This window comes from Rhizobium sp. P28RR-XV (assembly GCF_012641385.1).
GTDB lineage: Bacteria > Pseudomonadota > Alphaproteobacteria > Rhizobiales > Rhizobiaceae > Rhizobium.
This window is the reverse complement of sequence record NZ_JABAIG010000003.1, coordinates 238,304-254,041: the sequence shown is the minus strand read 5'-3', so window position 1 is coordinate 254,041 and position 15,738 is coordinate 238,304. Positions and strand designations below refer to the sequence as shown.

At 60.1% G+C, this 15,738-nt stretch carries 11 protein-coding genes; 6 read left to right on the top strand and 5 right to left on the bottom strand.

Annotation, left to right across the window (positions count from 1 at the left end):
* Positions 1-24 precede the first annotated feature (24 nt).
* A complete protein-coding gene (locus HGP12_RS08090; RefSeq protein ID WP_168878700.1) occupies positions 25-2,112 on the bottom strand; it encodes an ABC transporter substrate-binding protein in 2,088 nt (695 codons plus the stop codon).
* A gap of 139 nt (positions 2,113-2,251) precedes the next feature.
* Positions 2,252-3,718 (bottom strand): alpha-glucosidase/alpha-galactosidase, encoded by a 1,467-nt coding sequence (locus tag HGP12_RS08085; RefSeq protein WP_168839424.1) that lies wholly within the window; start codon positions 3,716-3,718, stop codon positions 2,252-2,254.
* A gap of 245 nt (positions 3,719-3,963) precedes the next feature.
* On the opposite strand from HGP12_RS08085, the gene HGP12_RS08080 reads away from it, so the two are divergent.
* Both HGP12_RS08080 and HGP12_RS08075 read left to right on the top strand, forming a co-directional pair.
* Entirely contained in the window at positions 3,964-4,833 is an 870-nt protein-coding gene (locus HGP12_RS08080) for an AraC family transcriptional regulator (RefSeq protein ID WP_205926391.1), read from the top strand.
* A gap of 211 nt (positions 4,834-5,044) precedes the next feature.
* Positions 5,045-7,288, top strand: coding sequence for a glycoside hydrolase family 2 protein (locus HGP12_RS08075; RefSeq protein ID WP_168839426.1), 2,244 nt, complete (start codon positions 5,045-5,047; stop codon positions 7,286-7,288).
* Positions 7,289-7,309: 21 nt separating this feature from the next.
* On the opposite strand, the gene HGP12_RS08070 is transcribed toward HGP12_RS08075, so the two are convergent.
* The gene (locus HGP12_RS08070) at positions 7,310-8,221 is read right to left on the bottom strand and encodes a GntR family transcriptional regulator (protein ID WP_168839427.1); all 912 of its coding nucleotides are present in this window, start codon (positions 8,219-8,221) and stop codon (positions 7,310-7,312) included.
* A gap of 247 nt (positions 8,222-8,468) precedes the next feature.
* Between HGP12_RS08070 and HGP12_RS08065 the strand changes: the two genes are divergently transcribed.
* From HGP12_RS08065 to HGP12_RS08050, 4 genes are all read left to right on the top strand, one after another.
* Entirely contained in the window at positions 8,469-9,488 is a 1,020-nt protein-coding gene (locus HGP12_RS08065; RefSeq protein ID WP_168839428.1) for an aldo/keto reductase, read from the top strand.
* A gap of 172 nt (positions 9,489-9,660) precedes the next feature.
* The gene (locus HGP12_RS08060) at positions 9,661-10,650 is read left to right on the top strand and encodes an ABC transporter substrate-binding protein (RefSeq protein ID WP_168839429.1); all 990 of its coding nucleotides are present in this window, start codon (positions 9,661-9,663) and stop codon (positions 10,648-10,650) included.
* Between the two features lie 86 nt (positions 10,651-10,736).
* Positions 10,737-12,287 (top strand): sugar ABC transporter ATP-binding protein, encoded by a 1,551-nt coding sequence (locus tag HGP12_RS08055; protein ID WP_168839430.1) that lies wholly within the window; start codon positions 10,737-10,739, stop codon positions 12,285-12,287.
* Between the two features lie 34 nt (positions 12,288-12,321).
* Positions 12,322-13,293 (top strand): ABC transporter permease, encoded by a 972-nt coding sequence (locus HGP12_RS08050; protein ID WP_168839431.1) that lies wholly within the window; start codon positions 12,322-12,324, stop codon positions 13,291-13,293.
* 145 nt (positions 13,294-13,438) lie between these two features.
* On the opposite strand, the gene HGP12_RS08045 is transcribed toward HGP12_RS08050, so the two are convergent.
* Both HGP12_RS08045 and HGP12_RS08040 read right to left on the bottom strand, forming a co-directional pair.
* Positions 13,439-14,443, bottom strand: coding sequence for an acyltransferase family protein (locus HGP12_RS08045; protein WP_168839432.1), 1,005 nt, complete (start codon positions 14,441-14,443; stop codon positions 13,439-13,441).
* Positions 14,440-15,729 (bottom strand): O-antigen ligase family protein, encoded by a 1,290-nt coding sequence (locus HGP12_RS08040; RefSeq protein ID WP_168839433.1) that lies wholly within the window; start codon positions 15,727-15,729, stop codon positions 14,440-14,442. The genes HGP12_RS08045 and HGP12_RS08040 overlap by 4 nt, the downstream gene beginning before the upstream one ends.
* Positions 15,730-15,738 lie beyond the last annotated feature (9 nt).

The following is a 15,738-nucleotide window of genomic DNA, read 5'->3' as shown; positions in this document are numbered from 1 at the left end:
GCTGCCATGGGGTCGGTTGGAACCTTATTTGATCGGGCCGGCGCTGCCCGGGGCGCCGGGCAGTTCCTGGGGGAACAGCTCGTACTTGCCCTGCTTGTCAGCCGCTACCCAAAGCCGCTCGCGGATGATGGAATCTTCGGCCCAGTTGAACAGGAAGATCGGCGTACCCGGCGGAACGTTGGAGAAGCGCTTGTTGATGATGAGCGCACCCGGATATTCGGTCAGGCCGATATTGTAGAGATGCTCCGTCGAAAGCTTCTGGAACTTTTTCATCAGGGCCACGCGCTCGTCATTGTCCTTCGAGGCGGTGAACTTGTTGACGACATCGACCATGTCCTTTTCGAAGGGCATCAGATCCAGCTGTCCGCTTTCCGGCGCGCGGTGATTCCAGCTCGTGCGCGGGCCGACGGGTGCCAGCTGCTCGGTGTTCTGCACCACTGAGGCAAGCTCCGTGGTGTTGCGTCGCACCATCCAGTCGAAGCGGCCGCTGTAGTTGGCATCGTCGCGTTTGGGGCCGACCAGCGCATTGATGATGACGCGCAGCCCGAGCTTTTCCATCTGGCTGACGACACCCTCGGCAAGGCTCTTGTCGGTGGTGTAATCGCTGCTGACCAGGAGGGTGATCTCGACATCCTTGCCGCCATTGACGCCGGCCGGGAAGTTGACGATGCCGTTGCCGTCGGTGTCCTTCAGTCCGGCTTTTGCCAGTTCGGCCTTCGCCGCAGTGAGATCGAAAGGATAATAGACGGTGGAGTTGCGATCGTAGAAGCTGCTGCCGGAAGACAGGCCGCCGGGATAGATCGCCGTGAACGGTCCCTTGACCAGCGATTCGCCGAGCGCCTTGCGATCGAGCGCCGTGGTCACGGCCTTGCGGAAATCCTCGTTGCGGTTCAAGTCACGGACCGCTTGGGCACGCTCGTCCGGGTTGCCCCAGCCATTGGCGGAGAAGTTCATCTGCAGGTTATAGCCGATGAGCCGCGGACCGAAGGCAAGACGGGCCGGTGCATCCGGCTGTGCGGCGCGTTTCAGCGAGGCGACGAAGTTTTCCGGCTGCTCGAGGTTCGACAGGTCGCCGGAGCCGGCAACCGCCTGCACGTCGCGGTCCGCCCAGGTCGAGAGCTTGTAATGCAGCTCGTTGAGATAAGGCAGCTGATTGCCCTTCTCGTCAACCTTCCAATAATAGGGGTTGCGGCGCATGACGATGATGTCGTCGGAACGATATTCGACCGGCACCCAGCCGCCCATGACCGGTATGTTCATATATTCCGGCGGGAAAGCGTTCTTGAACTGGTCGTAGGTGTTCTTGGAGTATTTCGGATGCTGCGGCTTCAGGATATGCGACGGACCCGGGCAGAAACTGGGATAGGCCATCGTATAGAGATATTGTTTCGGGAAGGCGTCCTTGAAGGTCCACTCGATCGTATAATCGTCGATCTTCTTCAGCGTCGTTCCCTCGCCGAAAGCTTCCGGCGATGCGCCGCCGCCAAGCGGCGAGACGTTCGGGTCGATAACCTCGTCTTCCCAATAAAACATGATATCGTCGGCATTGAAGGGAACGCCGTCGGACCATTTCGCGCCTTCGATCAGATGCATGGTGAGCTTATGACCATCCGGTGACCATTCCCAGCCTTTAGCGAGGTTCGGCAGCGGTTCGGTGTCCTTCGCCTCGACCTGGAACAGCGGCGCGGTGCGCGTCAAGCACTCGGACAAGGCGATATCGATGCCGCCCCAGCCCTGGGTCTGACCGGCGCCATAGTTCCAGCCTTCGGGCCGGCCGCCGATGACATGGCGCAGCGTATCGCCATAGACGCCGATGCCGTCGGGCATGTTGCCGGTCTTGAAGACCAGCGGCTCCTTCGGCAGGCGATCCTTGACGGGTGGCAGCTTGCCGGTCTTGACGAACTTCTCCGTCATCCAGGCGGGCTCGTGGTATTCCGGCAGCGCCTTGAATTCCAGAATGGAGTTGCGCTCGACATATTTGATCTTTCCTTCCGCCGGAAAGACTGGCGGAACGGGCGGTACTGTCGGTTCGGCCGCGTAGGCGCTGATGGCGATCGCCGATGTGGCGATCGTCAATGCGGCTAGAAGGCCGATCGGTCGAAAATGTCTCATCTTGTTCTCTCTCCCAATATCGCGACCGTTCCGTTCGAGGCGTCGCGCTCCTCCAGTAAAACGGAAGAGGATCGACATGCGGCGGAAAATCTCCCCTGAAATCCCCGCCGCGGTGCCTATCTTCCGATCTGCATATTCGTTAGCCGGCCTGCTTCAGCGCGGCTTTCTCCGCCCGCAATTCCTCGATCGAGCGGACATTGCGGCTTGCGGCACCCTTCCAATCGCGCGTCTTGACCTTTCCGCGCGACAGGCGCTCCGTCGCCCCATCAACGGCATGCGCGTATTGCGGCAGCCAGCGTGCCTCGGCGACGACCATTTCGTCGACCATCTGCCAGACCTCCTCCGGTGTGGCGATGGCACCGACCAGCGGGTCGTGCAGAACGGCAAGCTTCAAGAGGTCGATATCACCGCTGATGGCGGCATGGACCGACATGCGCTGGACGTTGATGGAGGAAATGCAGGTCGCGGCACACGCCTCCGGCAGCGTGATACCCGCCACCATGTTGATGCCGAAGCGATCGACGAAGCCGGGCGACTCGATGATCGCGTCGCTTGGCAGATTGGTGATGACGCCATTGTTCTTGACGTTGAAATGGCCGCGATAGACGCGGTTAGTTTCCAGCGCTTCGAGAATATGGCTGGCATGCTCATTGGAGCGGCGCGCGGGATCAATCGGCTGCGAGGCGCTGTCGAGGATCTGCGGGAATTCCGTCTCGAACCAGTTGCGGGTCTCGGTGGAGTGGCGCAGATAGCCGCCGGTCTCGCCATGGATCCAGTCCGACATGTCGATCCATTTGTTGATCTCGCCCGGGCGCTTGCGATACCAGGGCAGGTATTCGGACAGGTGCCCATTGCTCTCGGTCGAATAGACGCCGAAACGCTTGAGCACGTCGATGCGCAGCTTTTCCTGCTGCGAATAGACCGGATGCGCCTCGAAGGCAGCGATCAGCTCGTCCTTGCCGATCTTGCGGCCGTTGAGACGCAGGTCGACGAACCAGGTCTGGTGGTTGATGCCCGAGCAAATATAATCGAGTTCGCGCTTGTCCTTAGCACCGAGCACCTCGGCGATCTGTTCAGCGCCGTGCTGGACGCCATGGCACAGGCCGATCGTATCGACCTTGCCGTATTCGATCGCCGCCCAGGTGTTCATCGCCATCGGGTTGGCATAGTTCAGGAACTTGGCACCGCTCTCGGCAACCTCGCGGATATCCTTGCAGAAATCGAGAATGACCGGAATGTTGCGTTGGCCATAGAGAATACCGCCGGCGCAGATGGTATCGCCGACGCACTGATCGATGCCGTATTTCAGCGGGATGCGGATATCCTCGGCATAGGCCTCCAGTCCGCCGACACGCACGCAGCTGATGATATAACGCGCGCCCTCCAGCGCCTTGCGGCGATCCGTCGTTGCGGTGACACGTGTCGGCAGCTTGTTGGCCTCGACGATCCGATCGAGGATCGCCTTGATCATCGTCAGATTGTGCTCACTCATGTCAGTCAGCGCGAATTCGACGTCGCGGAATTCCGGCACACAGAGAATGTCGGTAAACAGCTTTTTCGTGAAGCCGACGCTGCCGGCGCCGATAATAGCGATTTTGAAACTCATGATCCTCACCTTCAAGTCGATCGAACGAGCAGCGGCAGGGGAGACAACGGCATTTTCGCCCTATGATCGCAACGGTTGCGAAACAGGCCGAAATCGTGGTTTTCCCTCCAATCGCCGATCCTCAACGGCGATCAAGCGCTGTCTTCTGGCGGGGATTATGCCTATAATCACCCAGCCGAACAGAGAACTATTATGCTTTCAAGGGTAATTTTGTGCTGCAGGAATTGATCGATAACGCACAGGCCATGCGGACGGTTTCATTGCCGCGTGGACGCCACCGGCTGCATGCCATGCCGACCAGTGCCGGATACGAAATCCGGCACGACGAAGCCTATGATTGGGACGGGCGCCGGCGCGGCCAGACGCCGTTTACCGTGCTCCAGCACACGATTAGCGGCACCGGCCGATTGCGCTACGAAAGCCGCAACTATCGTGTGAATTCAGGCGATACGCTGCTGGTGCTCGTGCCGCACAATCATCGCTACTGGCTGGAGAAGGGGGAGCGCTGGGAGTATTTCTGGATCTCCATGAATGGCGAGGAGGCGTTGCGCATCCATCGCCTGATCCTGGCCGCGGCCGGCCCCGTCTTGAAGCTGCAGCCGACAACCATCGATCATCTTGCCGATTGCAGCCTCAGGCTCGTCAAGGGCGCCAAAACACCCGCCTCGGCTTCGGCCATCGCCTATGAGGCGGCTATGGCTCTCTATGATGACGTCTTCGGTTCGCATGCCTTTGCCGCCGATCGCTCCGCCATGCAGATCGTCATCGACCATATCGATGCCAATCTCGACAAGCCGCTTCCCGTCGACGAGCTTGCGCAGGTGAGTGGCCTCAGCCGCGCGCATTTCTCGCGGGTCTTTGCCGAAAGCGAGGGCCTGCCGCCGGCGGAATTCGTACTGCAGCAACGCATGCAGCGTGCGGCGAAACTGCTGACGAAGGCTGCGTTCATTCCCGTCAAGGAGGTGGCGATCATGACGGGCTTCGATGATGCCAATTATTTCTCCAAGGTGTTTCGCCGCATCTACGGCATCAATCCGACGGAGTTCCGCACAACAGGCATGTATGCCGCAGTGCGCAGCCCGGTCGAGGAGGCGAAGAACGGGCGAAGCAGATAGGTCGCGCGCTGGCTGGGATCGCCGCCGTTTGCCTGCCCGGGAACGTCGAACTCAGGAAAATGGAAATCCGCCAACCGGTCGCATTGCGCCTCCGTGGCGAGCCTGTATACATATCGCCCCGCGGCGCTTGCGCCTCCCTTGCCGCGCGCCTGATTTCCAAGCAACATTTGTTCGTCCCCCGATGCGACGGGCTTAATCGATAGGATTGAATATGCGTTCTGTTGTCGCCTTCAACGAATCCTGGACGTTTCATGAAGGATTTTCGCCCGCAGATGTCGGCCGCCCGCAGGAAGGGCAGAGCGTCACGTTGCCGCATACGGCCGTCGAACTGCCCTTCAACTATTTCGATGAGAAATCCTATCAGCGCGCCTTCACTTATCAGAAGATCGTGAACTGGGACGAGACGTTCGCCGGGCGCGAGATATCGCTGATCTTCGATGCGGCCATGGCCGACGCCGTCGTCTATCTGAACGGCGAGGAGATTATTGCCCACAAGGACGGCTATACGCCCTTCGAGGCGCGCCTGACCGGCCGCCTGCGCCAAGGCGAGAACCTGATCACGGTCAAGATCGACGGCAGCGAGAACCTGGAGATCCCGCCTTTCGGCGGCCGGATCGATTATCTCACCTATGCGGGCATCTATCGCGATGTCTGGTTGAAGGTTGCCGCTCCCGTCTCGGTCGCCAACATCAAGGTCGAGACCGCCGATGTCCTTTCCGATCGCAAATCCGCGACGGTGCGTTGCGACATCTCCAATCCGCAAGATCTTGCTTTCAAGGGCAACGTGAAAGTGACGCTGCGGTCCGCCGATAGTGCGGTGATCGCTTCGGGTCAGGCCGACACGTCAGGTGAAAGCATGAAGCTCAACTTCGCCGGCCTTTCCGGCCTTTCGCTTTGGGAGCTCGACAATCCCGTCCTCTATTCGGCGGAAGTGGAGCTTACGAGCGATTACGGGTCGGACCGTCACGCCACGACGTTCGGCTTTCGCACCGCGAGCTTCACCGCGGAAGGCTTCCTGTTGAACGGCAAGAAGCTGAAGCTGCGTGGGCTCAACCGGCATCAGGCCTTTCCCTATGTCGGTTACGCCATGGGTCGTTCCGCCCAGGAGCGTGACGCGGAGATTATGAAGAGCACGCTGAAATGCAACATCGTGCGCACCTCGCATTATCCCCAGTCGAAGTGGCTCCTCGAGCATTGCGATCGTATCGGGCTTTTGGTTTTCGAGGAAATCCCCGGCTGGCAGCATATCGGCGATAAGGAATGGCAGCAGGAATCGATCCGCAACGTGCGCCGCATGATCGAGCGTGACTGGAACCATCCCTCGATCGTCATCTGGGGCGTGCGCATCAACGAATCCCAGGATTCTCACGATTTCTACGTTGAGACGAACCGGCTTGCGCGCGAGCTCGATCCGACGCGCCAGACCGGCGGCGTTCGTTACATTACCGAAAGCGAGATGCTCGAAGACGTCTATACGATGAATGATTTCATCCTCGGCAACGAGGAGCTGCCGGGTGCCAACCGGCCGCGCACGCCGCTCAGGCCGCAGCAGGAAAATACCGGCCTTCCCAAGGACGTGCCCTATCTCATCACCGAATTCGGCGGCCATATGTATCCGACGAAAATCTACGATCAGGAGCAGCGTCAGGCCGAACATGTGCGCCGGCATCTGGAGGTCCTGAATGCCGCCTATGGTGATCCGTCGATATCGGGCGCCATCGGATGGTGCATGTTCGACTATAACACGCATAGCGATTTCGGCTCGGGTGACCGGATCTGCTACCATGGCGTCATGGACATGTTCCGCGAGCCGAAATTCGCCGCTTATGTCTATGCCAGCCAGTGCGAGCCCGCCGAAGAGATCGTCATGAAGCCAGTGACGATCTGGGCGCGCGGCGAACGCAATATCGGCGGCGCCCTGCCGCTGATCGTGCTCACCAATTGCGATGAGATCGAACTGCGTTACGGCTCGCTCACCAAGCGCCTCGGCCCGGACCGGGAGACTTTCCCGCATCTGCCGCATCCTCCCGTCGTCTTCGATCACCGTTCCTTCACGCCGGACGAGCTCGGCGTATGGGGGATGGAGTGGGAGGACGCGCATTTCACCGGCTATATCGATGGCAAACCGGTGACGGAGCAGCATATGGTCGCCAATCCGCTGCCGACGTCGCTTCAGGTCGAAGCCGACGCCGATACCTTGCGCGCAGGCGAGCGCGATACGGTGCGCGTCATCGTGCGTGCGCTCGATCAGGCCGGCTCGCGTTTGCCCTTCCTCAATGAGGCCGTCACGATCAAGGTCGACGGTCCGGCGAAGGTTATCGGGCCGGAAACGGTGGTATTCCAGGGCGGGACCACGGGCTTTTGGCTGCAGGCGACGGGCAGGGCAGGCACCATCAAGCTTGATGTTGCCTCACCGCGCTTTGCCAGCCAAAGCCTGAGCTTCACCGTGAAATAAGCGAACGGCCGGCTCCCGTCGTCAGGCGGCGGAGCCGGCAATTTCTCCCGGGATTTGCGGGATCGACTGCAGCAGCGTCTGTCGTGCCGAGGCGAGATGCCGGCGGCAGGCGGCGTCGATTCTTTGCTGGTCGCGCGATTGCAGCGCTTCGATATAGTCGAGATGTTCTACTACGGCGCGGGCATTGCGCTCGCGTGCGAAAGCCTTGTTCCACTGATAGTGATAGTGAAAAATGATGGCGATGACGTCGTAGAACTCGGTGATGAAGCGGTTCTTCGAGGCGCGATGGATGAGAAGGTGAAATTTTTCGTCGAGGCGCGAGAAGTCGCGGTAATGCGCGTCGAAATCTTTGAGCAGCTCGCGGTGTTCCTGCTCGATCGTCTTGAGATCCTCCCAGGCGCGATGATTGGCAGGCAGGCGGCCGAACTCGGCTGCGGAATGCAGCTCGAACATTTCCCGCACGTCAGCAAGTTCGAGCGCGAATTCGCTGGTGAAGCCTTTGAGAATCCAATGGCTGTTCGGCCGCTTCTCGATCAGGCCGAAACGGCTGAAACGGATAAGAAATTCACGAACGACGGAGGTGCCGGTGCCGATTTCGCGCGCCAGTTCCAGCTCGTTGATCTGCATGCCCGGTTGGGCTTCGTCGGACATGATGCGCACCATGAAGCTGCGCTCGATGATATCGTGCAGTGAATCGGTTTCTTCCTTGGGGAAGAAATCGTCCTCCGTCGGCAGGCGCAGCACCGTCTTCTGCCGCTTGTTCCAGAGAATGATGCCGGCGTCGCTGAGACGCATCAGGATCGCCCGCGCCGTGCTGCGACTAACGCCGAGTTCGGCTGCGATTTCAGGCTCGCTCGGCAGCTCGGTATCTAGCTTCAGGCGGGCCGCATAGCGATTGTAGGCCTCCTTGAACAGCGTGTTTTGCCTTGCCATTTCCCCCTCGCGTATCGTCGCCGCTCTTTGCCGGCGGCGCTGTCTGGACCATGTCCCGATGGCAGTCAATTGCAGGAGTTATGTCGAAACCACTGTTTCCGCCGTCTCCCGTGACGGTCCCCCATGATTTCCTCGTTGACACCAAAATGTTTATTGTAGATAAAAAACAAAATCAATGGCGATGGATGTCGAGAGCTTCCGTTAACGCCACCGAAATTGAAATGACCGTCATCACAAGGGAGAGGTGATGAAGACAAGAACAATCGGCAGGACGGGCCTTGAGGTCACGGAGATCAGCTTTGGCGCGGCGGCGCTGGGTGGCCTCTATCGTGCCTGCCCTCGCGATCAGGCGATGAAGACCTTGCAGGCAGCCTGGGATAGCGGCATCCGCTATTTCGACGCGGCACCCTGGTATGGCTTCGGCCTTGGCGAGCGCCATGTCGGTGATTTCCTGCGCGACCAGCCTGCAGACAGTTACGTGCTGTCGACCAAGGTCGGTCGCCTCATGCGACCGGTGCCGAGCGACAAGGTGCCGAATTACGGCTATGTCGACCCGCTGCCCTTCGATGCCGACTATGATTATTCCTATGACGGCATCATGCGCTCAGTCGAGTTCAGCTATGCTCGCCTTGGGCTCAACCGCATCGATATTCTCTACGTCCACGACATCGGCGGCTATACCCATGGCAAGGCTCTCAACGAGCGCTACCTAGGGCAGTTCCTCGGATCCGGGTTGAGGGCTCTGGAGGAGTTGAAATCGTCCGGCGCGATCAAGGCCTATGGTCTTGGGGTCAACGAGGTGCCGGTCTGCCTGGACGTGATGCATGCGGCCGATATCGACTGCATTCTGCTGGCCGGCCGTTATACACTGCTAGACCGCTCGGCCGTTGCCGAGCTGTTGCCGCTTTGCGAGAAGAAAGGGACATCGCTGGTCGTCGGTGGTGTCTTCAATTCCGGCATTCTGGCGACCGGCCCCGTGCCCGGCGCGCATTTCGACTATCTGCCGGCAACGCCGGACATCCTTGCCAAGGTTGGGGCGATGGAAGAGATCGCCCGCAAGCACGGTGTACCGCTTGCCCAGCCGGCGCTTCAGTTCCCGCTGCGCAGTCCTTGCGTGGCCTCGGTGCTGATCGGGACGGCAAAGCCGGAAAGTCTTGTCCGCAACATGCAGCTCGTGGAGCCAAGGCTTCCCGACAGCCTTTATGCGGAGTTCGAAGGATTGACAGTGGTTGCGCCTCCGTTGGGAGACGAGGCGGTCCGGGTCTAGCAGATTGGGAGCTATCGAGCCGTCGGGAGAGGGCTCGAGCAGGAGGAAAGCCTGTTTTGGCGTTGGTGGCTTTTCCGCCGCGCGATGCGTGACGCCCAAGGCGTCGCGATACCAGCCGTAAGCGTTCAGCGGCAGGTGTGCAGGAAAGAGAGCGCGTTGAGAGGAGAAGCAGATGAAAATTGCCAAGTCACTTTTGTCCCGCCGCAGCTTTGCCGGACTTGCCGGTGCTGCCGTCATCGCCATGGCGATGCCCATGCAGTCCTTCGCGGCCGACGTGACCATCCCGATCATCGTCAAGGATACGACATCCTTCTACTGGCAGATCGTTCTTGCCGGCGCTCGCCAGGCAGGCAAGGATCTCGGCGTGAAGGTGCCGGAGCTGGGCGCTCAATCGGAATCCGACATTAACGGTCAGATCAGCATTCTCGAAAACGCAGTGGCCGGCAAGCCGGCCGCCGTGGTTATCTCGCCGACCGAGTTCAAGGCGCTCGGCAAGCCCGTGGATGAAGCCGCCAAGTCCGTGCCGGTCGTCGGCATCGACTCCGGCGCCGATTCCAAGTCCTTCGTCTCGTTCCTGACCACCGACAACGTCCAGGGCGGCCGCATCGCCGCTGATGGCCTTGCCGCCGCAATCAAGGGCATGACCGGCAAGGAAGAGGGTGAGATCGCCATCATCACCAGCTTGCCCGGCGTCGGCTCTCTCGATCAGCGTCGTCAGGGCTTCCTGGAAGAGGTCAAGAGCAAGTATCCTGGCCTCAAGGTCGTTGCCGACAAGTATGCCGATGGTCAGGCAACCACCGGCCTCAACATCATGACCGACTTGATCACCGCCAATCCGAAGCTCGTCGGCGTCTTCGCCTCCAACCTGATCATGGCACAGGGTGTGGGCCAGGCGATCGCCGAAAACAAGCTCGGCGACAAGATCAAGGTCATCGGCTTCGACAATGACGACAAGACCGTCGGCTTCCTGAAGTCAGGCGTTCTTGCCGGTCTCGTGGTGCAGGACCCCTATCGTATGGGCTATGACGGCATCAAGACGGCGCTCGCCGCTTCCAAGAAGGAAAAGGTCGCGGCCAATGTCGATACCGGCGCCAACCTCGTCACCAAGGCGAACATGAGCGATCCGAAGATCGACGCCCTGTTGAACCCGAAGGTCAAGTAAGCTTTGAGGCCGCGCCCGAGGGATCGGGCGCGGCCTTTTCGTCTGGCCGCGCGGAGGCGGCCGCGATGCGAGAGGGAGGAGACGTTATGACGAGCCTTGAAGAAATCAGCCATCGGCACGATGACACCGTCAAAACGGAAGCAAACCGCATTCCGGCCGGCTCGCCCATCCTTGAACTTAAAGGGCTGCAGAAACGCTACGGCTTCGTCGAGGCGCTGAAGCCCGCGACCGTCACGTTTCTGGCCGGCGAAATTCATGCCATCGTCGGCGAAAACGGTGCCGGCAAATCGACGCTCATCAAGCTCCTGACCGGAGTGATCACGAGAACGTCTGGCGAAATCTTCTGGTGCGGCCATCCCGTCGCGCTCGCAACGCCCAATGAGGCGATCGCCCGCGGCATCAATGCCGTGCATCAGGAAGTGGTGCTTTGCCCGCACTTGACGGTCGCGGCCAATCTGTTCCTGGGCGATGAAGTCAATCGCTTCGGCCTCATGCGCAAGAAGCAGATGGTGGCCATGGCGCAGACCGTGCTCGACGATCTCGGCTTCGGATTGCCGGCCGGCGAACTCTTGAGCTCGCTCACGATCGGCCAGCAGCAGCTGGTCGCGACCGCAAGGGCTGCGATGCGCGGCACGCAGTTCCTGATTTTCGACGAGCCGACCGCCTATCTCACCCGCCAGGAATCGGCGCAATTGTTCAAGCTGATCCGCCGCTTGCAGGGCGAGGGCGTGACGATCGTCTATATCAGCCATCGCATGGAAGAGGTGTTCGAGCTGGCCGATCGCGTTTCCGTCCTGCGCGACGGCACGCATGTCGGCACCCGCACGATTGCCGAAACCAACGACGACGAATTGATCAAGCTGATGATCAATCGTTCCATCGAGCAGATCTACCACAAGGAAGACATCCCGATCGGCGAAACCATCCTGGAAACGCGGGGTCTTTCCGGTCCGGGTTTCGAGGATGTCTCGCTGACTGTCCGCGCCGGCGAGATCGTCGGGCTCTACGGGCTGATCGGTGCCGGGCGCAGCGAGTTTGCCCTCGGGCTCTATGGCCGCCAGCCCGTCTCGGCGGGGGAAATCCATTGGCAGGGGCGCAAAGTCAATATCCGCAGCGAACGCGACGCAATGGAACTCGGTATCGCTCTTGCGCCGGAAAGCCGCCGCGATCAGGGGCTCTGCCTCAACCTGCCGATTGGCCTCAATATCAATCTGCCGGTGTTTAGGCGGTTGAGCCACGGGCCGATCATCAACAACAAGAGCGAAGCTGCGAACGCCGACAAGCAGATCCGCGATCTCAGCATCAAGACACCGAGCAGGCGGGTTCTGGTCTCCGCCATGTCGGGCGGCAACCAGCAGAAGGTCGTCATCGGCAAATGGCTAAGCTACGGCGCCAAGCTGTTTATCTTCGACGAGCCCACGGTCGGCGTCGATGTCGGGACCAAGGCGGAGATCTACCGGCTGTTCGCCAAGCTGCTTCGCGATGGCGCGGGTATCATCGTCATCTCATCCTATCTGCCGGAGGTCTACGAGCTCGCCGATCGCCTGCACGTCTTCCGCCACGGCCAGCTGGTCGCCAGCCATGATTTCCATGCGGCAACGCATGAGGAAGTCCTCGGCGAGGCGATCGGCGTCTGAACAACAAGCAAGTCGAAAGAGGGAGAACAACAAAATGGCCGCGAATACGACAGAAGGCCCCACGGTTGCGCCGCGGCGCAAGATGAACATCCTCTTCAGCCTGACGCTGATCCTGCTCCTGCTGGCGCTCTGGGTTCTCCTGGGCTTCTGGACAGACAAGTTCTGGACGCCGCTCAACATCACCAACCTGGCGCGTCAGGGGTCGATGACGGCCATTCTTGCCCTGGGGCAGACCTTCGTCATTATCACTGCGGGCATCGACCTATCCGTCGGCGCGATCGTCGGCTTTTGCACCGTCATCATCGCCTGGCTGCTGCAGGCCGGGTTTCCGGTCTGGGCCGCCATCCTCATTACCCTGCTGTTCGGGGTCCTGATCGGGGCATTCCACGGCTTCGGTATCGTGCGGATGGGCTTGCCGCCATTCATCATCACGCTGGCGACACTGACGTCGCTGCGCGGCATCGGCCTGCTCATTACCAACGGTGCGACCATCAATATCGTCAATGACGATTTCACCAATTTCGCCGTTTCGGACTTCCTGGGGATTCCCAGTCTATTCTGGATGGTGATCCTGGTGGCGATTCCAGCCGTGATTTTCCTGCATCTGAGCCGCTGGGGCCGCTACCTTTTCGCCGTCGGCTCCAATCGCGAAGCAGCCCGGCTTTCCGGTGTCAACGTCAACGGCATGATCTACCTCGCCTATATCCTGTCGGGTACCTGCGCCGCCTTCGTCGGCGTTCTGCTTGCCTCGCGCATCGCGATCGGCAATGCCACCCAGGCCGATGGCTGGGAACTGCAGGCGATCGCTTCGTCGGTCATCGGCGGAACCAGCCTGTTCGGCGCGGTCGGCTCCGTCTATGGCCCGCTGATCGGCGCCTTCATCCTGGCGACCATCAACAACGGCGCCAACCTCCTGAACCTGAATTCCTTCTGGCAGCGCATCATCACCGGTGCCCTGATCATCGTTATCGTCTATTTCGATCAGTTACGCCGCCGGCGACTTTAATTTGTTGCCGCCGGTCCGGAGGCTAGAGCCGGATGATTTTAGGTCTGTTCGACCTAAAATCTGAATCCGCTCTAGAATCAAAGAAGGAGAGCGTGATGTCGTCCGAAAACCGCCTACACTTTTCAGCATCACATCTAGGCCGCTATCAGGCTGGCGAGGGGCGGACCCTTCGCCAGCTGAAGTTCCTCAACAGATTGCGCAGGGGCTTTTCGACCAGCTCGTAGGCACATATGCCGAGCACGGTGCCCGCAATAGCGCCCACGAAAGCGACCACATCGGAAGGGATCGGTGTCGATGTCGCGAGCTTTACCACGACAGAGATTGCCAGCGTATGCCACAGATAGATGGAGTAGGAGCCGTTGCCGAGATAGGTGAGCGGCGCAATCTGCGGCAGCCTGCCGCCGCGCTCGACCGAAACCATGCCAAGTACCAGCGCCACGGCAAGCGGACCGCAGGTTATCTCGTTGAATTCGAGGCTGAGAATTTCAATGGCTGCAAAACCGCCAATCGCGGCGACCATGAGCGCAAGGCCGAGGCGGAATCCGGGGATATTTCCCTTCAGCCAGAGCTGTCCGAGAACCGCACCGGCTACGAATTCGAGAATGATCGGCCTCGTATAGGTAACGAGCAACGGTGATTGCGGGTGGATGACCGCGCCGACGATGACGAAGGCGAGAAAGACGCCGATCAGGCTGCCGAGACGCAGGCGCCGCGGCAGGAACAGGCAGGCCGCGAAGATGACATAAAAGAACATCTCGAAGTTCAAGGTCCATCCCTGAACCAGGACCGGCCAGATCTCGTTGCTATCGTTTGGCGAGCGGACCGGAATGAACAGCAGCGAGCCGAGAATATGGCTTGCCGTCAGCTTCAGGTTCGGAAACAGGCCGACGGCTGCCCCGCCGATCATGATGGCCGTGACGATCCAGTAGGACGGCGCGATGCGCTGCAGGCGATCCAGCACGAAGCGCAGTGGCGTGACCGGACGGCGTTCGCTCATGGTCCACATGATGAAGCCGCTGATGACGAAGAAGACGTCGACGCCGGCGGCTCCGATGCGAAAATGGCCGCCGCTGCGCTCGGCGGCGTGAAAGAACACCACGGCGAGCGCGGCAAAGGCACGGAGATACTGGATACCGTAGAGTGTCTTCATGGGCCCGTGCGCGGCTCCCAGTTTACAGGCGTCGCGAACTGCATCGGGTCATCACTGGCAGGCAGTGGTGCGTTTACACGCGCTCGCATGGAGAGCTTCCCTGCCGTGAAATAGAACAGGAAGGAGCCGACATGGTACGGATTGAGAATATCGATCTCCACGAAAGAGCGGATCAGCAACAGGGTAGCGACACCCAGGAGGATGTAGGATTCATCGTTTCTGATATCGCTGAGGAAGCGGCTGATATGGCCGATGAAGGCGGTCAGCAGGATCGAGGCGAGCAGGAACACGCCGATGAGCCCAGTTTCCACCGCGGTTTCGATATAGGTATTGTGGAAATGGAAGCCTGCGCGTGAGGCGATGAAAAACTCATCCCAAAGCCGCTCGGGCTCGGAGAAGCCCTGGACCCAATAGGCCTGATAGCCCACCCCGAAGAAGAGGTTCTGCTGTGCGGCGGCGATGCCCTGCTGCCAAAGATAGGTGCGTCCTGTGAGCGTGGAATCCTTGCCGAAGGCGCCGAGTACAAGGTCGACCGCGCCGAGATAGACGCCGGCGACTGCGAGGACGACGCCGGAGATGGCCACGGTCACAAACAGCCTTTTGCGTTGCTTGGGCGACAGGAACAGGATGGCGCGCAGGCTCATGCACAAGGCCACGACCAGCCCGGTCGTCAGCACCGAAGTCGCCGATTGCGAGGCAAGCAGGCAATAGGCGGATAGTAGGCCGGCAATTCCCGCGCCCAGCAGCCAGATTCGCCGTTCGCCAAGAACGAAGACGGCGGTAAAGGCGAAATAGATGCCGATCGAGGCATAAAAGCCGAGCTGGTTCTTGGAGTCGAAGGCGCCGACGAAGCTGTAGGTTCCGTCGATCGGATCATAAGCGTAATAGCCGAACAGGATCGAATAGATGAGCACGATGCCGGTGCCGGCGATCGCGCCGCGCGCCAGCGTGCGGATATCGAGCGTGCGCATGGCGACCAGGGCGCAGAAGATATGCGTCATATACTGGATCGCCGCGCGCGCCGTCACGGAGGGCACGACCGACCAGAAGATCGACAGGCAGGTGAAGATGCCGAAGGCGAAAAGCCAGAGCTGCCTCTGGTAGCTGCCGAGCACGTTGCGATAGTCGATCATGACCAGCGGGAACCAGAGCAGGTAATAGAGCAGGATCGAAGGCTGGCCGAAACGCGAGGAGTAGGCGAAGACGAAGAAGGACAGAGCAATCGCCACCGTGCCATAGGTGACGTTGCTGCCTGGACGGACGAAGATCGATTTGGCTATCCGCATCGATTTCCC

What these genes read in the sequence shown, in the direction of transcription:
- HGP12_RS08090 (WP_168878700.1), bottom strand. Translation starts at nt 2,112, where the DNA reads ATGAGACATTTTCGACCGATCGGCCTTCTAGCCGCATTGACGATCGCC.
- HGP12_RS08085 (WP_168839424.1), bottom strand. Translation starts at nt 3,718, where the DNA reads ATGAGTTTCAAAATCGCTATTATCGGCGCCGGCAGCGTCGGCTTCACG.
- HGP12_RS08080 (WP_205926391.1), top strand. Translation starts at nt 3,964, where the DNA reads ATGCGGACGGTTTCATTGCCGCGTGGACGCCACCGGCTGCATGCCATG.
- HGP12_RS08075 (WP_168839426.1), top strand. Translation starts at nt 5,045, where the DNA reads ATGCGTTCTGTTGTCGCCTTCAACGAATCCTGGACGTTTCATGAAGGA.
- HGP12_RS08070 (WP_168839427.1), bottom strand. Translation starts at nt 8,221, where the DNA reads ATGGCAAGGCAAAACACGCTGTTCAAGGAGGCCTACAATCGCTATGCG.
- HGP12_RS08065 (WP_168839428.1), top strand. Translation starts at nt 8,469, where the DNA reads ATGAAGACAAGAACAATCGGCAGGACGGGCCTTGAGGTCACGGAGATC.
- HGP12_RS08060 (WP_168839429.1), top strand. Translation starts at nt 9,661, where the DNA reads ATGAAAATTGCCAAGTCACTTTTGTCCCGCCGCAGCTTTGCCGGACTT.
- HGP12_RS08055 (WP_168839430.1), top strand. Translation starts at nt 10,737, where the DNA reads ATGACGAGCCTTGAAGAAATCAGCCATCGGCACGATGACACCGTCAAA.
- HGP12_RS08050 (WP_168839431.1), top strand. Translation starts at nt 12,322, where the DNA reads ATGGCCGCGAATACGACAGAAGGCCCCACGGTTGCGCCGCGGCGCAAG.
- HGP12_RS08045 (WP_168839432.1), bottom strand. Translation starts at nt 14,443, where the DNA reads ATGAAGACACTCTACGGTATCCAGTATCTCCGTGCCTTTGCCGCGCTC.
- HGP12_RS08040 (WP_168839433.1), bottom strand. Translation starts at nt 15,729, where the DNA reads ATGCGGATAGCCAAATCGATCTTCGTCCGTCCAGGCAGCAACGTCACC.